Annotated in this window: 9 protein-coding genes; 6 read left to right on the top strand and 3 right to left on the bottom strand. The window is 65.1% G+C overall.

Annotated elements, in window-relative coordinates; all coding sequences use genetic code 11:
- Positions 1-10: 10 nt before the first annotated feature.
- Positions 11-1,288: a maltoporin gene (locus tag AC1RQG_RS16285; RefSeq protein ID WP_493133056.1), complete on the bottom strand. Its 1,278-nt coding sequence runs from the start codon at positions 1,286-1,288 to the stop codon at positions 11-13.
- 198 nt (positions 1,289-1,486) lie between these two features.
- Complete coding sequence (locus tag AC1RQG_RS16280) at positions 1,487-3,895, bottom strand: TonB-dependent receptor (RefSeq protein ID WP_493133055.1); 2,409 nt, start codon at positions 3,893-3,895, stop codon at positions 1,487-1,489.
- Positions 3,896-4,509: 614 nt separating this feature from the next.
- On the opposite strand from AC1RQG_RS16280, the gene AC1RQG_RS16275 reads away from it, so the two are divergent.
- The 6 genes from AC1RQG_RS16275 (at position 4,510) to AC1RQG_RS16250 (ending at position 12,524) form a co-directional block, all read left to right on the top strand.
- Positions 4,510-7,365 carry a 2-oxoglutarate dehydrogenase E1 component gene (locus tag AC1RQG_RS16275; protein WP_493133054.1) on the top strand — a complete coding sequence of 952 codons (2,856 nt, stop codon included), beginning with the start codon at positions 4,510-4,512 and terminating at the stop codon, positions 7,363-7,365.
- An 87-nt stretch (positions 7,366-7,452) separates the two neighbouring features.
- Positions 7,453-8,688 (top strand): 2-oxoglutarate dehydrogenase complex dihydrolipoyllysine-residue succinyltransferase, encoded by a 1,236-nt coding sequence (gene odhB / locus AC1RQG_RS16270; protein WP_493133053.1) that lies wholly within the window; start codon positions 7,453-7,455, stop codon positions 8,686-8,688.
- Positions 8,689-8,771: 83 nt separating this feature from the next.
- Positions 8,772-9,113, top strand: coding sequence for a PspC domain-containing protein (locus tag AC1RQG_RS16265; RefSeq protein WP_493133052.1), 342 nt, complete (start codon positions 8,772-8,774; stop codon positions 9,111-9,113).
- 7 nt (positions 9,114-9,120) lie between these two features.
- Positions 9,121-10,554 carry a dihydrolipoyl dehydrogenase gene (gene lpdA, locus AC1RQG_RS16260; protein ID WP_493133051.1) on the top strand — a complete coding sequence of 478 codons (1,434 nt, stop codon included), beginning with the start codon at positions 9,121-9,123 and terminating at the stop codon, positions 10,552-10,554.
- Between the two features lie 100 nt (positions 10,555-10,654).
- The gene (gene zapE / locus AC1RQG_RS16255) at positions 10,655-11,752 is read left to right on the top strand and encodes a cell division protein ZapE (RefSeq protein WP_493133050.1); all 1,098 of its coding nucleotides are present in this window, start codon (positions 10,655-10,657) and stop codon (positions 11,750-11,752) included.
- A 19-nt stretch (positions 11,753-11,771) separates the two neighbouring features.
- Positions 11,772-12,524 (top strand): hypothetical protein, encoded by a 753-nt coding sequence (locus AC1RQG_RS16250; protein ID WP_493133049.1) that lies wholly within the window; start codon positions 11,772-11,774, stop codon positions 12,522-12,524.
- Positions 12,525-12,552: 28 nt separating this feature from the next.
- Here AC1RQG_RS16250 and AC1RQG_RS16245 read toward each other — a convergent pair whose 3' ends face one another.
- Positions 12,553-13,359: a PP2C family protein-serine/threonine phosphatase gene (locus AC1RQG_RS16245; RefSeq protein WP_493133048.1), complete on the bottom strand. Its 807-nt coding sequence runs from the start codon at positions 13,357-13,359 to the stop codon at positions 12,553-12,555.
- Positions 13,360-13,404 lie beyond the last annotated feature (45 nt).

Here is a 13,404-nt window from a genome sequence, read left to right as displayed (position 1 = left end):
ACTCCAGGCATCACCACCACGCCTCGACCTGCAGGCCGGCCGACAGGCCGCTGGTGTTGTTGCCGTACACGGGGCCGCTGTTGTTGGCAGCGTTGACCAGCGGCGTGGCGGCGCCATTCCATTTGCCGTAGGTGACGAACAGGCGCAGTTCGGGACGCGACCAGTAGCTCTCGCCCATGGCGATGGCCGGCGCGAAGGTCAACTTGGTCAGGCGCGCGGTCTGGCCCGTGCTGTCCTGCTTGAGCGTGGTCACGCCCAGTTCACCCTGCAGCTTCAGGTTCGGCAGGATCGCATACACGGGACGTACCCCCATCGTGGTCCACGTGTTGCGCAGCGCCGCGTCGTCGGCCTTGTCCTTCTGGTACAGGGCGGCGAACTCCATGCTGAACTGGCGGGTGGGCTGGATCACCAGATCGTCCAGCACGCGCACGCGCGTCACGTCCGAACCAAGCGTGGTGCTGCCCGACGGACCCATGCGCGAGCAGCAGATGCCGATGCCGGTGCCGGGGCCGCTGCCATACTGCAGGCCCACCAGATTGGCGCCGCCCAGCATTTCCTGTTTGTGGAACACGCCGGCCGCCCAGCCGCCGTGGCTCTGGTCGCCCTGGCCCAACGCGGCGCGGTCGCGGCCCTGGGCCGAGATCAGCGTCAGCGCGATATCGACCGTGCCGCCCGGATTGGTGGGCAAGCCTTCATACAGCACGTTCTGGCGGATGGCGGCCGGGGTGTTGACGATGGCGCCGCCCGCTCCCGTGGCGTTGGTGTCGTTGTCCTTGAAGACGGCGTAGCTGATGCGGCCCGCGCCCAGCGGGATCTTGTCCAGGCCGCCGCCCGTGCCGTTCATGTTGATGTATTGCATGTCGAGCATGTGGATGTCGGGACGGTAGTAGTAACGCTTGCCCATCCAGGCCGTGCCGCCGCCCAGGAAGGGCAGGCCCTTGGCCTCCACGTAGCCTTTCAGCAGTTGCAGCTTGGCGTCGCGGAAGTCCGAGCCGGGCGAGTAGGCGTTGACCCACAGCGTGCTGACGAAGCTGACGCCGTTGTCGGCCTTGGCGATCTCCTTGGTGTAGCCGAACTCCGTGTACGAATCGCACTCGTTGCCCAGGCGGTAGGACGAGGTCGGGCCGCCCAGCGCGTAGCAGCTTTGCGGGCCGTGGGTGGAACTGCCGCCGGCGCTGGCGCGCAGGTAGCCATGGAAGCCTTCCGTGTCGTTGTAGGAATCGGCGTGGGCAAAGCTGCAGGCGATGGCCAGCGCCATGGGGAGGGCATTCCGGGTCAGACGGTTCATCTTGTGTCTCCTGATCGTTGTGATTGTTGATACAGCGAGAGCGATTGTGCGTCTGCTTACTAATTAAATCAATTTGTTTTATTTAATTGGATGCGAAATTGCAACACAAAAAAACCGGGGTCAGGTCATGCCCTCACGCAAGATGCGCGCATCTTGCGTGAGGGCATGACCTGACCCCGGTTTGCCGGGCTGGAACGGTTACAGGCTGCCGGAGACGTTCACGCCGATCGTGCGCGGCACCAGGCGGTAGGCCTCCTGGAAGAACTGCACGTTGGGACGCTGGATCACTTTGTTGTTGTTGGCCAGGTTCTTGGCGAACAGCGACACTTGCCATTTCTCGAAGTTGACGCCGACGCTGGCGTCCAACGTCGCATAGGCCGGACGCTGGTAATCGCTGTCGCCGATGTGGGCGGTGCCGTAACTGGAGCCGGTCCAGTGCGCCGTCATGCGCGCGAAGCCGTCCGTGGTGCCGTTGATGGTGTAGCGGTACTCGCCGCCCAGCGTGGCGTTGAACTTGGGCGCGCCCGGCACCTTCTGGCCGGCCAGCGAGCCGAGCGCCTCGTTCGCGTCCACCAGGTAGGCGTTGGTGTAACCGGCCGCCAGGTCGAGGGTCAGGTCCGGCGTCGGCTTGGCCTTCACCTCCAGTTCCACGCCCGTGCTGCGGGCCTTGCCGGCATTGGTCTCGTAGTCGAAGGTGCAGCTCAGCGCGCGGTCGACCTGGATGTTCTTCCAGTCGATGTAGTAGGCGGCCGCGTTGATGGCCAGGCGGTTGTTGAGGAAGCGTGACTTGTTGCCCACCTCGTAGCTCCACAGCGAGTCGGAACCGAAGCTAGCCGGCGCTTTCGCCAGCCCCAGGCCGTTCAGTTCCGCGCCGCAGATCGACAGCGGAATGTCGCGGTTCTGGCCGCCCAGGCGGAAGCCCTTGGCCGCGTTGAAGTACAGCATGTCGGTCGGGTCCACGTTCCACGACACGGCGAACTTCGGCGTGATGGCGTGGGTGCTCTCGTCGTGCGCCTGCTGGATCGTCATGCCCGGCATGGCGGCGAAGTAGTTCGATGCTTCGCGCGCCAGCGAGTCGGTGGCGTACAGGTCGCGCAGGCCGGCCGTCATGCGCAGGTCGGGCGAGAAGTGATAGGTCGCTTCGCCGAACGCCGCCTTCTGCGTGGTGCGGTAGTGGCGCGCCGTGAAGTAGGCGCTGTCGTTGGTGAAGGCGCCGGGGAAGGTGCCCGACATGACGGCCGGGTCTTCCGCGTTCAGGCCGTATTTGGCGAACAGCGCGTTCATGCCCGGCACCGGCTCGTTGTCGTTGACGGTGGTGTGCAGGTTGGAGAAGTAGGCGCCGGCCAGCCAGGTGACGGGCGTGGGCGCCTTGGCGTCGTAGCCCTTGGAGGCGAGGCGGAACTCCTGCGCGAACTGGCGCACCTGGTTGTTCAGGTAGACGTAGGCGGGCGTGACGGCCAGCGTGGAGGCGAGGCCCGATGGTGCGCCCGGTTGCAGCAGCGTGGCCAGGTAGGCGCTGTTGGCCTGGGTGCCGTCCTGGGTGCGGTTGAAGTCGCGCTGGTAGAAGCTGGTGACGGACACCAGGTCGGCCTTGCCCAGGTCGTAGTTGACGGTCAGGCTCGGGGTGAACAGCTTGTCCTTGCCCGGCTCCAGCACCGGCTTGCTGACCTGGTACGGTTGCAGGGCGGCGCCCGAGGTTTGCGAATACGGGTATTCGGTGGGCAGGTCGCCCGTCTTGACCTCCTGGTAGAACAGGGCCGGCGTGACGGTCAGGTCGCGGTTGACGGCCCATTTGAGCGCCATGCGCAGCACGGCGTCATCCTCCGAATTGGTGCGGCGGTGCACGGTGGCCAGCGTGTCGGGATCGACCTGGGTGATGTAGCCGCTCACGTGGGTGCTCTGCACGCCCACACGCAGCGCCATCTCGTTGGCCACCAGCGGCACGTTGAGCACGGCGTTCAGGCTGTGGTTGATGCCGCCGTGCGAAGTGGACGACACCTCGGCCATCGCGCTGTTGTCCATCTTCTTCAGGTCCGGCTGGTTCAGCAGCACCTTCAGCGTGCCGCCCATGGAGCTGGCGCCGTACAGCGTGCCTTGCGGACCGCGCAGCACTTCGATGCGGTCCACGTCGAAGAACTTCGGCTCCGGGCTGCCCAGGCTGTACAGGTTGCGGGTGGTCATGGAGACGTCGTCCATGTAGATGCCGACCGTGCCGGAACCGGCCGACGAGGCGATGCCGCGCATCTCGATGTTCGACAGGCCGGGGCCATTGCCCTGCGTGCCGCCCGAGAACGAGATGTTGGGCACGTTGCGAGTCACGTCTTCCAGACCGGCGATGTGTTGGGCCGCCAGGTCCTCGCCGCGCACCACGGACATGCTGATGGGCACCTTGCCCGCGTCTTCCTTGCGCTTTTGCGCCGTGACCTGGATGGTCTGGATCTGATCGCTGCGTGCGGCTTTGGCGGGCGCGCCGGCGGCGTCGGCGGTCGTGGCGGCGGGCGGCGCGGCAGGCGCTTCCTGCTGGGCCCAGGCGGTGGCGCCGACGGTGGCGCCGGTGGTGAAGAGGGTGGCGATCGCCAGCTGCAATCGGGTGCGTTGGATTTTCATGTGAGGACAGGGCCGGCGGGCAGTCGCGGCCGCAATATTGGCAAGGGCCGATATTGTCCTACATTGTTGCACCGCGGAATTGATTGTATAGACAACAAATTTTGCGGCAATCGCGGCTTTCTTGATTCTTCGCTGCTTATCCGGTTCACGGGAAGCCGGTTACTAAAACTGACTACATGCCGCTATCGAAATAGTGGCGTTTAGTTTGGCTTAGTGTTGCCTGCACGGTTATTTTAGTAAGCGATAGTGGGCGATAGCAGCCATTACAAACATATAGCGGCGATTAGAAAAAAGAACTGGCGTGGATGGATCCTGGCCGGTCTGGCGGGGAAGCGTCCGTCAACGTTAATCTTATGGCTATTTTTCGCCGGGATCGAGCATTGGCGCGGCCTGCGGGCGAAAAAAAGACCATATTTTCGTGCGCATTTTTCACGCACAATTGGTTGTTGAGATACAATGCCGCGTGCTATCCTGATTGACCGATTTTAGTTCTACCGAAAGAAACAAGAGTCCTTCCCCACAACTTGATGTGCAATCCGCTAACCGGTCAGGCCGTGTCGCGGAAGGTTAGATTAACCCGCTAATCTCGCGAAACGCGAAGAAAGGTGAGCAATATGATGCAACAATACACGTCCAACTCCTACCTGTTTGGTGGGAACGCGCCGTACGTCGAAGAACTGTACGAGGCGTATCTCAACAACCCGGGTTCCGTGCCAGACAACTGGCGCGCCTACTTCGACGCCATGCAGCACGTGCCGGCCGTCGATGGTTCCAACAAGCCTGACGTCGCCCATGCCTCCGTGATCGCCTCGTTCGCCGAGCGCGCCAAGGCCGGCCCGATCCGCACCGTGACCGCCTCGGGCGATCCCGAAATGGGCCGCAAGCGCGTCGCCGCCACCCAGCTGATCGCCGCCTACCGCTACCTGGGCTCGCGCTGGGCCAACCTGGACCCGCTGCAGCGCCAGGAACGTCCGATGATCCCCGAGCTGGACCCCAGCTTCTACGGCTTCACCGATGCGGACATGGACACCGTGTTCAACATCAGCAACACCTACTTCGGTCCTGAAACCGCGACCCTGCGCGACCTGACCAACTTCCTGCGCGATACCTACACCCGCTCCATCGGCGCGGAATACATGTACATCTCCGACCCGGCCGAGAAGCGCTGGCTGCAGGAGCGCCTGGAATCGATCCGCTCCACCCCGAATTTCACCAAAGAGAAGAAGCAGCACATCCTTGACCGCCTGACGGCCGCTGAAGGCCTGGAACGCTACCTGCACACCAAGTACGTCGGCCAGAAGCGCTTCTCGCTGGAAGGCGGCGAGACGTTCATCGCCTCGATCGACGAGATCATCCAGCGCGCCGGCGAAAAGGGCGTGCAGGAAATCGTGATCGGCATGGCCCACCGTGGCCGCCTGAACGTGCTGGTCAACACCCTGGGTAAGAGCCCGAAAGAGCTGTTCGAAGAATTCGAAGGCAAGCATGGCGACGACCTGCCGGCCGGCGACGTGAAATACCACCAGGGCTTCTCGTCCGACATCTCCACCGTCGGCGGCCCGGTCCACCTGTCGCTGGCGTTCAACCCGTCGCACCTGGAGATCGTCAACCCTGTCGTTGAAGGTTCCGTCAAGGCCCGTATGGACCGTCGCGGCGACGCGCAAGGCGCGCAAGTGCTGCCTATCCTGGTGCACGGCGATGCCGCTTTCGCCGGCCAGGGCGTGGTCATGGAGACCCTGAACCTGGCCCAGACCCGCGGCTACGGCACGGGCGGCACGGTGCACATCGTTATCAACAACCAGATCGGCTTCACCACCTCGGACCCGCGCGACGCCCGTTCGACCATCTACTGCTCGGACGTGGTCAAGATGATCGAGGCGCCCGTGCTGCACGTGAACGCGGACGATCCTGAAGCCGTGGTGCTGGCCTCGCAGATCGCGATGGACTACCGCCTGCAGTTCCAGAAGGATATCGTGGTCGATATCATCTGCTACCGCAAACTGGGGCACAACGAGCAGGACACGCCTGCCCTGACCCAGCCGCTGATGTACAAGAAGATCGCCCAGCACCCAGGCACCCGCAAGCTGTACGCGGACAAGCTGGCCGCGCAAGGCGTGATCGCTGCCGATGGCGGCGACAAGATGGTGGCCGCCTACCGCGAAGCGATGGACGCCGGCAAGCACACGATCGATCCGGTCATCTCCAACTTCAAGAACAAGTTCGCCGTCGACTGGCTGCCGTTCCTGAACCGCAAGTGGACCGACTCGGCCGACACCGCCGTGCCGATGACGGAACTGAAGCGTCTGGCCGGCCGTATCACCACCGTGCCGGAAGGCTTCAAGGTGCACTCGCTGGTGGAAAAGGTGCTGGGCGACCGCGCCGCCATGGGCCGTGGTGAACTGAACCTGGACTGGGGCATGGGCGAACACCTGGCCTACGCCTCGCTGGTGTCGTCCGGCTACGCCGTGCGCCTGACCGGCCAGGACGCCGGCCGCGGCACCTTCGTGCACCGCCACGCCGTGCTGCACGACCAGAACCGCGAGCGTTGGGACGCCGGCACCTACGTGCCGCTGCAGAACATCGCCGAAGGCCAGGCCCCGTTCACCGTGATCGACTCCGTGCTGTCGGAAGAGGCGGTGCTGGGCTTCGAATACGGCTACTCGACCGCTGAACCGAACACGCTGACGATCTGGGAAGCCCAGTTCGGCGACTTCGTCAACGGCGCGCAAGTGGTGATCGACCAGTTCATCAGCTCCGGCGAAGTGAAGTGGGGCCGCGCTTCGGGCCTGGTCATGATGCTGCCGCACGGTTACGAAGGCCAGGGTCCCGAGCACTCGTCGGCCCGTCCTGAGCGTTTCCTGCAGCTGTGCGCTGACAACAACATGCAAGTGGTGCAGCCGACCACCGCGTCGCAGATCTTCCACGTGCTGCGCCGTCAGATGGTGCGCCAGTTCCGCAAGCCGCTGGTGATCCTGACCCCGAAATCGCTGCTGCGCAACAAGGACGCCGGCACCCCGCTGACCGAACTGGCCAAGGGCGCGTTCCAGACCGTGATCGGCGAGGTGGACGACAAGATCGACGCCAAGAAGGTCAAGCGCGTGGTCGCCTGCTCGGGCAAGGTCTACTACGACCTGGTCAACGCACGCAAGACGCGCGGCCAGACCGATACGGCCATCATCCGCATCGAGCAGCTGTATCCGTTCCCGCACAAGTCGTTCACGGCCGAACTGAAGAAGTTCCCGAACCTGGCCGAAGTGGTGTGGGCGCAGGACGAGCCGCAGAATCAGGGCCCATGGTTCCAGATTCAGCACAGCATCTTCGAGAGCATGGAAGCGGGCCAGCGCCTGGCCTACGCCGGTCGTCCGGCCTCGGCTTCGCCGGCTGTCGGCTACTACGACAAGCACTACGCCCAGCAAAAAGACCTGCTGGAGACGGCGTTCTCGAAGCTCAAGGGTTTCGTTCTGACCAAGTAATCAAGCACACACACACTGACGGTGCGCCGCGCGGCCTGCAAGGGCGGTCAGCGCGGCGCCGCAACAACAAAATATACGGAGTTTTACATGGCACAAATCGAAGTCAAGGTTCCTCAACTGTCCGAGTCGGTCGCCGAAGCGACCATGCTGACCTGGCATAAAAAAGTCGGCGAGGCGGTGGCCCGCGACGAAAACCTGATCGATATCGAAACCGATAAAGTGGTGCTGGAACTGCCGGCGCCGAGCGCCGGCGTGCTGGTGCAGATCATCAAGGGCGACGGCAGCACCGTCGTCGCCGGCGAAGTGATCGCCATCATCGACACCGAAGGCTCGGCATCGGCCGCCGCTCCAGCTGCCGCTGCCGCTCCCGCCGCTGCACCAGCCGCAGCACCTGCCGCCGCCGCCAACAAGGGCGACGTGGCCATGCCCGCCGCCGCCAAGATCCTGTCGGAAGCGAACCTGTCGGCCTCGCAAGTGGCCGGCACCGGCAAAGATGGCCGCGTGACCAAGGGCGACGCCCTGGCCGCCGCCGCCAAGCCTGCTCCCGCCGTCGCGCCGCTGGCGCCAGCCGCCGCCAAGCCGGCGCTGCAGCAAGTGGCCGTGGCCGCGCCTAACCTGGGCGACCGTCCGGAAGAGCGCGTGCCGATGAGCCGTCTGCGCGCCCGTATCGCCGAGCGCCTGATCCAGTCGCAATCGACCAACGCCATCCTGACCACCTTCAACGAGGTGAACATGGCGCCGGTGATGGACCTGCGCAACAAGTACAAGGACAAGTTCGAGAAAGAGCACGGCGTCAAGCTGGGCTTCATGTCCTTCTTCGTCAAGGCCGCCGTGGCCGCGCTGAAGAAGTACCCGATCCTGAACGCCTCGGTGGACGGCAACGACATCGTCTACCACGGTTACTTCGACATCGGTATCGCCGTCGGTTCGCCACGCGGCCTGGTGGTGCCTATCCTGCGCAACGCGGACCAGATGTCGATCGCCGACATCGAGAAGAAGATCGGCGAATTCGGCGCCAAGGCCAAGGAAGGCAAGCTGACGCTGGACGACCTGACCGGCGGCACGTTCTCGATCTCGAACGGCGGCACCTTCGGCTCCATGCTGTCGACCCCGATCATCAACCCGCCGCAGTCGGCCATCCTGGGCGTGCACGCGACCAAGGACCGCGCCGTCGTTGAAAACGGCCAGATCGTGATCCGTCCGATGAACTACCTGGCGATGTCGTACGACCACCGCATCATCGACGGCCGCGAAGCCGTGCTGGGTCTGGTGGCCATGAAGGAAGCGCTGGAAGATCCAGCCCGCCTGCTGCTGGAACTGTAATCCCCCGCGTTTCGCCAGTTCAAAGGGTCTGACCCGCACGGGCCAGACCCTGGTTTGAAGCACGACTAGCCCGAAAGGCCGCCATGAACGTATCCGAAGAAATCAAGCGCCTGCACGAGCTGCACCAGGCGGGCGCCTTGTCCGACGAGGAATTCGCCCAGGCCAAGGCCAGGCTGCTGAACGCCGGCCCGCCGCCGCGCGACGGCGGCGAGGTCGACCTGCCGGGCGAATTGAACCGCCTGCGCCGCTCGCGCAGCGACCGCTGGATCGGTGGCGTGTGCGGCGGCCTGGCCAAGGCGTCGGGCATGGAATCGTGGGTGTGGCGTTTGATATTCGCGCTGTTCACGGTGTCCTTCGGCTTCGGACTGGTGGTCTACCTACTGTTATGGATCTTCGTCCCGGACGAGGAACTGATTGGGAATTGAGAAAAATATGAGCACTAAACAATTTGACGTCGTCGTGATCGGCGCCGGTCCTGGCGGCTACATCGCCGCCATCCGCGCAGCGCAGCTGGGCTTCTCCGTGGCCTGCGTGGACGCATGGGAAAACGCCAAGGGCGGCCCCGCTCCCGGCGGCACCTGCACCAACGTCGGCTGCATCCCGTCCAAGGCGCTGCTGCAATCGTCCGAGCACTACGAGCACGCCGGCCACGCCTTCAAGGAGCACGGCATCGACGTCGCCGGCCTGTCGCTGAACCTGGGCCAGATGATCAAGCGCAAGGACACGGTCGTCAAGCAGAACAACGACGGCATCCTGTTCCTGTTCAAGAAGAACAAGGTCACCTTCTTCCACGGCCGCGCCTCGTTCGGCGGCGCCGCCACGGCCGACGGCTATCCTATCGTCGTCTCGGCCCCGGCCAACGAGACCATCAACGCCAAGCAGGTCATCATCGCCACCGGCTCCAACGCCCGTGAACTGCCAGGCGCACCGTTCGACGAGAAACTGATCCTGTCGAACACCGGCGCGCTGGCCATCGACGCCGTGCCGGCCAAGCTGGGCGTGATCGGCGCCGGCGTGATCGGTCTGGAAATGGGTTCCGTTTGGCGCCGTCTGGGCTCCGAAGTGACCGTGCTGGAAGGCCTGCCCGTGTTCCTGGGCGCCGTCGACGAGCAGATCGCCAAGGAAGCGGGCAAGCTGTTCGCCAAGCAGGGCCTGTCGATCAACCTGGGCTGCAAGATCGGCAAGATCAGCACCGGCAAGAACAACGTCACCGTGGAATACGAGAACGCCAAGGGCGAAGCCCAGAGCGCCGTGTTCGACAAGCTGATCGTCTCGATCGGCCGCACCCCCAACACCAACGGTCTGGCCGCCGACAAGGTCGGCCTGCAACTCGACGAGCGCGGCTTCGTGGCCGTGGACGGCGACTGCAAGACCAACCTGCCGGGCGTGTGGGCGGTGGGCGACGTGGTGCGCGGCCCGATGCTGGCGCACAAGGCCGAGGAAGAAGGCGTTGCCGTGGCCGAGCGTATCGCCGGCCAGCATGGTCACACCAACTTCAACACCATCCCCTGGGTCATCTACACCTCGCCGGAAATCGCGTGGGTGGGCAAGACCGAGCAGCAGCTGAAAGCCGACGGCGTGGCCTACAAGGCCGGCACCTTCCCGTTCCTGGCCAACGGCCGCGCGCGCGCGCTGGGCGACACCTCGGGCATGGTCAAGTTCCTGGCCGACGCCACCACCGACGAGATCCTGGGCGTGCACATCATCGGCCCGATGGCCTCCGAGCTGATCTCGGAAGCCGTGGTGGCGATGGAGTTCAAGGCCTCGGCTGAGGACATCGCTCGCATCTGCCACGCGCACCCATCGCTGTCCGAAGCGACCAAGGAAGCGGCGCTGGCGATCGACAAGCGTACCCTGAACTTCTAAAGCAGCACGCGGCGGGCCACGCCCGTCCTACGCGGTACTGGTAGGGCGGGCGCAGGCCCGCCGCTTTTTTTTGCGCAGCCGTCGCACTGAAGTGAATTCCATGAACGTCCAAGAGTTTTACCAGCACGCGCTCGAGCAGCGCGATTTCAAGGCCGACCCTGAACAGCGCCGCGCCGTCGACCGTCTGCAGCAGTGCTACGACGAGTGGGTGGCCTACAAGGGCCAGCGCTCGAACAGCCTGAAACGCCTGATCAACCGCCCCGGCGTGCCGCGCGGCGTGTACATGTGGGGCGGGGTGGGGCGCGGCAAGTCCTTCCTGATGGACAGCTTCTATTCGGTGGTGCCGGTGGTGCGCAAGACCCGTTTGCACTTCCATGAATTCATGCGCGGCGTGCACCGCCAGCTCGACGAGCTGAAGGGCGTGGCCGATCCGCTCAACGAGGTGGCGCGCCGCGTCGCCAAGAAATACCGCTTGATCTGCTTTGACGAGTTCCACATCTCGGACGTGGCCGACGCCATGATCATGTACAACCTGCTGTCGGCGCTGTTCGACAACGGCGTGAGCTTCATCATGACCTCCAACTACGACCCGCAGCTGCTGTATCCGGACGGCCTGCACCGCGACCGCATCCTGCCCACCATCCGCCTGCTGTACGAGAAGCTGGACGTGATGAACATCGACGCCGGCATCGACTACCGCGGCCGCGCGCTGGAGCAGGTGCAGTGCTACTACACGCCGCTGGGCGCGGCCACCGACCAGGCGCTGCGCGACGCCTTCGCCAGCGTGGCCGAATCGGCCGACGAGGAGCCGACGGTGCGCATCGAGAGCCGCGAGATCCGCGCCCTGCGCCGGGCCGGCACCACCATCTGGTTCGATTTCGCCACCCTGTGCGGCGGCCCCCGCTCGCAGAACGATTACCTGGAAATCGCCAGCCGCTTCCATACCGTGATATTGTCCGGGATTCCCATGATGTCGGCGGCCATGTCGTCCGAGGCGCGCCGCTTCACCTGGCTGATCGACGTGTTCTACGATCAGAAGGTCAAGCTGCTGATGTCGGCCGAGGTGGAGCCGGAAGAACTGTACACGACCGGCACGCTGGCCAACGAGTTTCACCGCACCGTCTCGCGCATCGTCGAGATGCAATCGCGCGACTACATGGACAAGGAACAGCGCGGCGCGGCCGACGCGCTGGCGTAAGGCGTAACCGGAATTGAAGATGACACCAACCACTTATTTGCGAACTGCGTTGCGAACTGCGTTGCGACCGGCGCTGCGCGTGGCGCTGCTGCTGGGCGCGGCCCTGCTGGCGCCGGCCCATGCCCAGACCATCGGCCAGGGCCCGCAAGGCGCGCCGCGGGTGCCGGTCACCCATTCGGTCGAGCAGGCCGACGCCACGCTGGAACAGGTGGCGCGCGACCGCGCCGCCGTGCACGCGCGCTACGCGCAGGACGAGCAAGTCTGCTACGGCAAGTTCTTCGTCAACCGCTGCCTCGACCAGGCGCGCGAGAAGCGGCGCGCGGCGCTGTCCGACTTGCGCGCGGTGGAAGTGGAGGCCAGTCATTTCAAGCGCAAGGACGCCGTCGACAAGCGCGACGCCGAGCTGGCCGAGCGCGCCCGCAAGGACGCGGAGGAGCAGGCCGCGCGCGCCGCCCAGCCGCGCACGGCCAAGGCGGCGCCGGTGGACGACAAACCGGCGGCCGCGCCCAAGGCCGGCCCCTCGCTGGCCGAGCGCCAGGCCGAGCACGACGCGCGCGAGCAGCGCCGTCAGGCCGAGGAGGCGGCCGGCGCCGCCCGGCGCGCCGCCAACGTGGCCGCGTACGAGCGCAAGCAGCGGGAATCGGCCGAACGCAAGGCGGCCATCGCGAAGAAGAAGCAGGAAGCGGGCGCCAAGCGCGCCGCGCGCGAGGAAGCCGAGCGCAAGAAGGCCGCGGCGGCGGCCGCCGCTGCCGCGTCGGCCCTCAAGCAATAAGCATCCTAACCGGTGACACCGAATTTGGTCAGACGGCCCGCTTCAGCCGCTGCACCGTGTAGCTCGGTTTTTCCTTGGGTGGGGCGACCAGCTTGATGATGGCCATCGAGCAGTTGTCGCCCTTGCCGGCGGCCCGTTCGATGGCCTTGTTGATCAACCGTTCCGACGCCTGGCGCGGCGTGTTGCGCGCCAGCGCGGCGGCCAGTTCGAGGTCGGTGAAGTATTGCCACAGGCCGTCCGAGCACAGCAGGAAGGCGTCGCCGGCCTGCAGGTTCTCGTGCCGGCCCACGGTGACGAAGGGCGGCTTGAGGCTGTTGCCCAGCACGTTGCTGAGCAGCTTGGAATTGCGGTGCTTCCTGGCCGCCTCCAGCGGCAGCTTGTCGTTGCCGACCAAGTGCTCGACGTAGGCCGCGTCGTTGCTGCGCGCGGCGCAGCTCTGGCCGGCGAAGCGGTACAGGCGCGAATCGCCGACATGGGCCCACACGGCCTGGCGCTGCGGCGTGAGCGCCAGCAGCACCAGCGTGCTTTGCGGCTCGCTGCTGGCGGCGATGGGGTTCATCTTGATCACCTCGTGCGCCTCGTGCGCGATGGTGCGCAGCAGCTCCTCCAGGCGCTCGAGGTTGGGCGTGTCGCCGACGCGGAATTCATCGAACAGGTGCTTGCTGGTCAGCAGCACCTGGTCGGACGCGATGGCGCCGCCGCTGACGCCGTCGGCCAGCACCGCCAGCACGTAGCCGGGCGCCTGGGCGGCCGTGTACAGGGCCACCCGGTCATTTTGCTGGGCCCGGTTGCCGATGTGCTGGGCCGTGCCGGCTTCGATTTTATACGCGCTCATATGTCACACTGTATCCCTGCTGGGCTGGCCGTGGCGTTCGCCACA

Source organism: Rugamonas sp. GW822-FHT03B10 (assembly GCF_058801745.1).
Note: the sequence above shows the minus strand (reverse complement) of the source record. Positions and strands in the feature narration are given on the sequence as shown.

What these genes read in the sequence shown, in the direction of transcription:
- AC1RQG_RS16285 (WP_493133056.1), bottom strand. Translation starts at nt 1,288, where the DNA reads ATGAACCGTCTGACCCGGAATGCCCTCCCCATGGCGCTGGCCATCGCC.
- AC1RQG_RS16280 (WP_493133055.1), bottom strand. Translation starts at nt 3,895, where the DNA reads ATGAAAATCCAACGCACCCGATTGCAGCTGGCGATCGCCACCCTCTTC.
- AC1RQG_RS16275 (WP_493133054.1), top strand. Translation starts at nt 4,510, where the DNA reads ATGATGCAACAATACACGTCCAACTCCTACCTGTTTGGTGGGAACGCG.
- odhB (WP_493133053.1), top strand. Translation starts at nt 7,453, where the DNA reads ATGGCACAAATCGAAGTCAAGGTTCCTCAACTGTCCGAGTCGGTCGCC.
- AC1RQG_RS16265 (WP_493133052.1), top strand. Translation starts at nt 8,772, where the DNA reads ATGAACGTATCCGAAGAAATCAAGCGCCTGCACGAGCTGCACCAGGCG.
- lpdA (WP_493133051.1), top strand. Translation starts at nt 9,121, where the DNA reads ATGAGCACTAAACAATTTGACGTCGTCGTGATCGGCGCCGGTCCTGGC.
- zapE (WP_493133050.1), top strand. Translation starts at nt 10,655, where the DNA reads ATGAACGTCCAAGAGTTTTACCAGCACGCGCTCGAGCAGCGCGATTTC.
- AC1RQG_RS16250 (WP_493133049.1), top strand. Translation starts at nt 11,772, where the DNA reads ATGACACCAACCACTTATTTGCGAACTGCGTTGCGAACTGCGTTGCGA.
- AC1RQG_RS16245 (WP_493133048.1), bottom strand. Translation starts at nt 13,359, where the DNA reads ATGAGCGCGTATAAAATCGAAGCCGGCACGGCCCAGCACATCGGCAAC.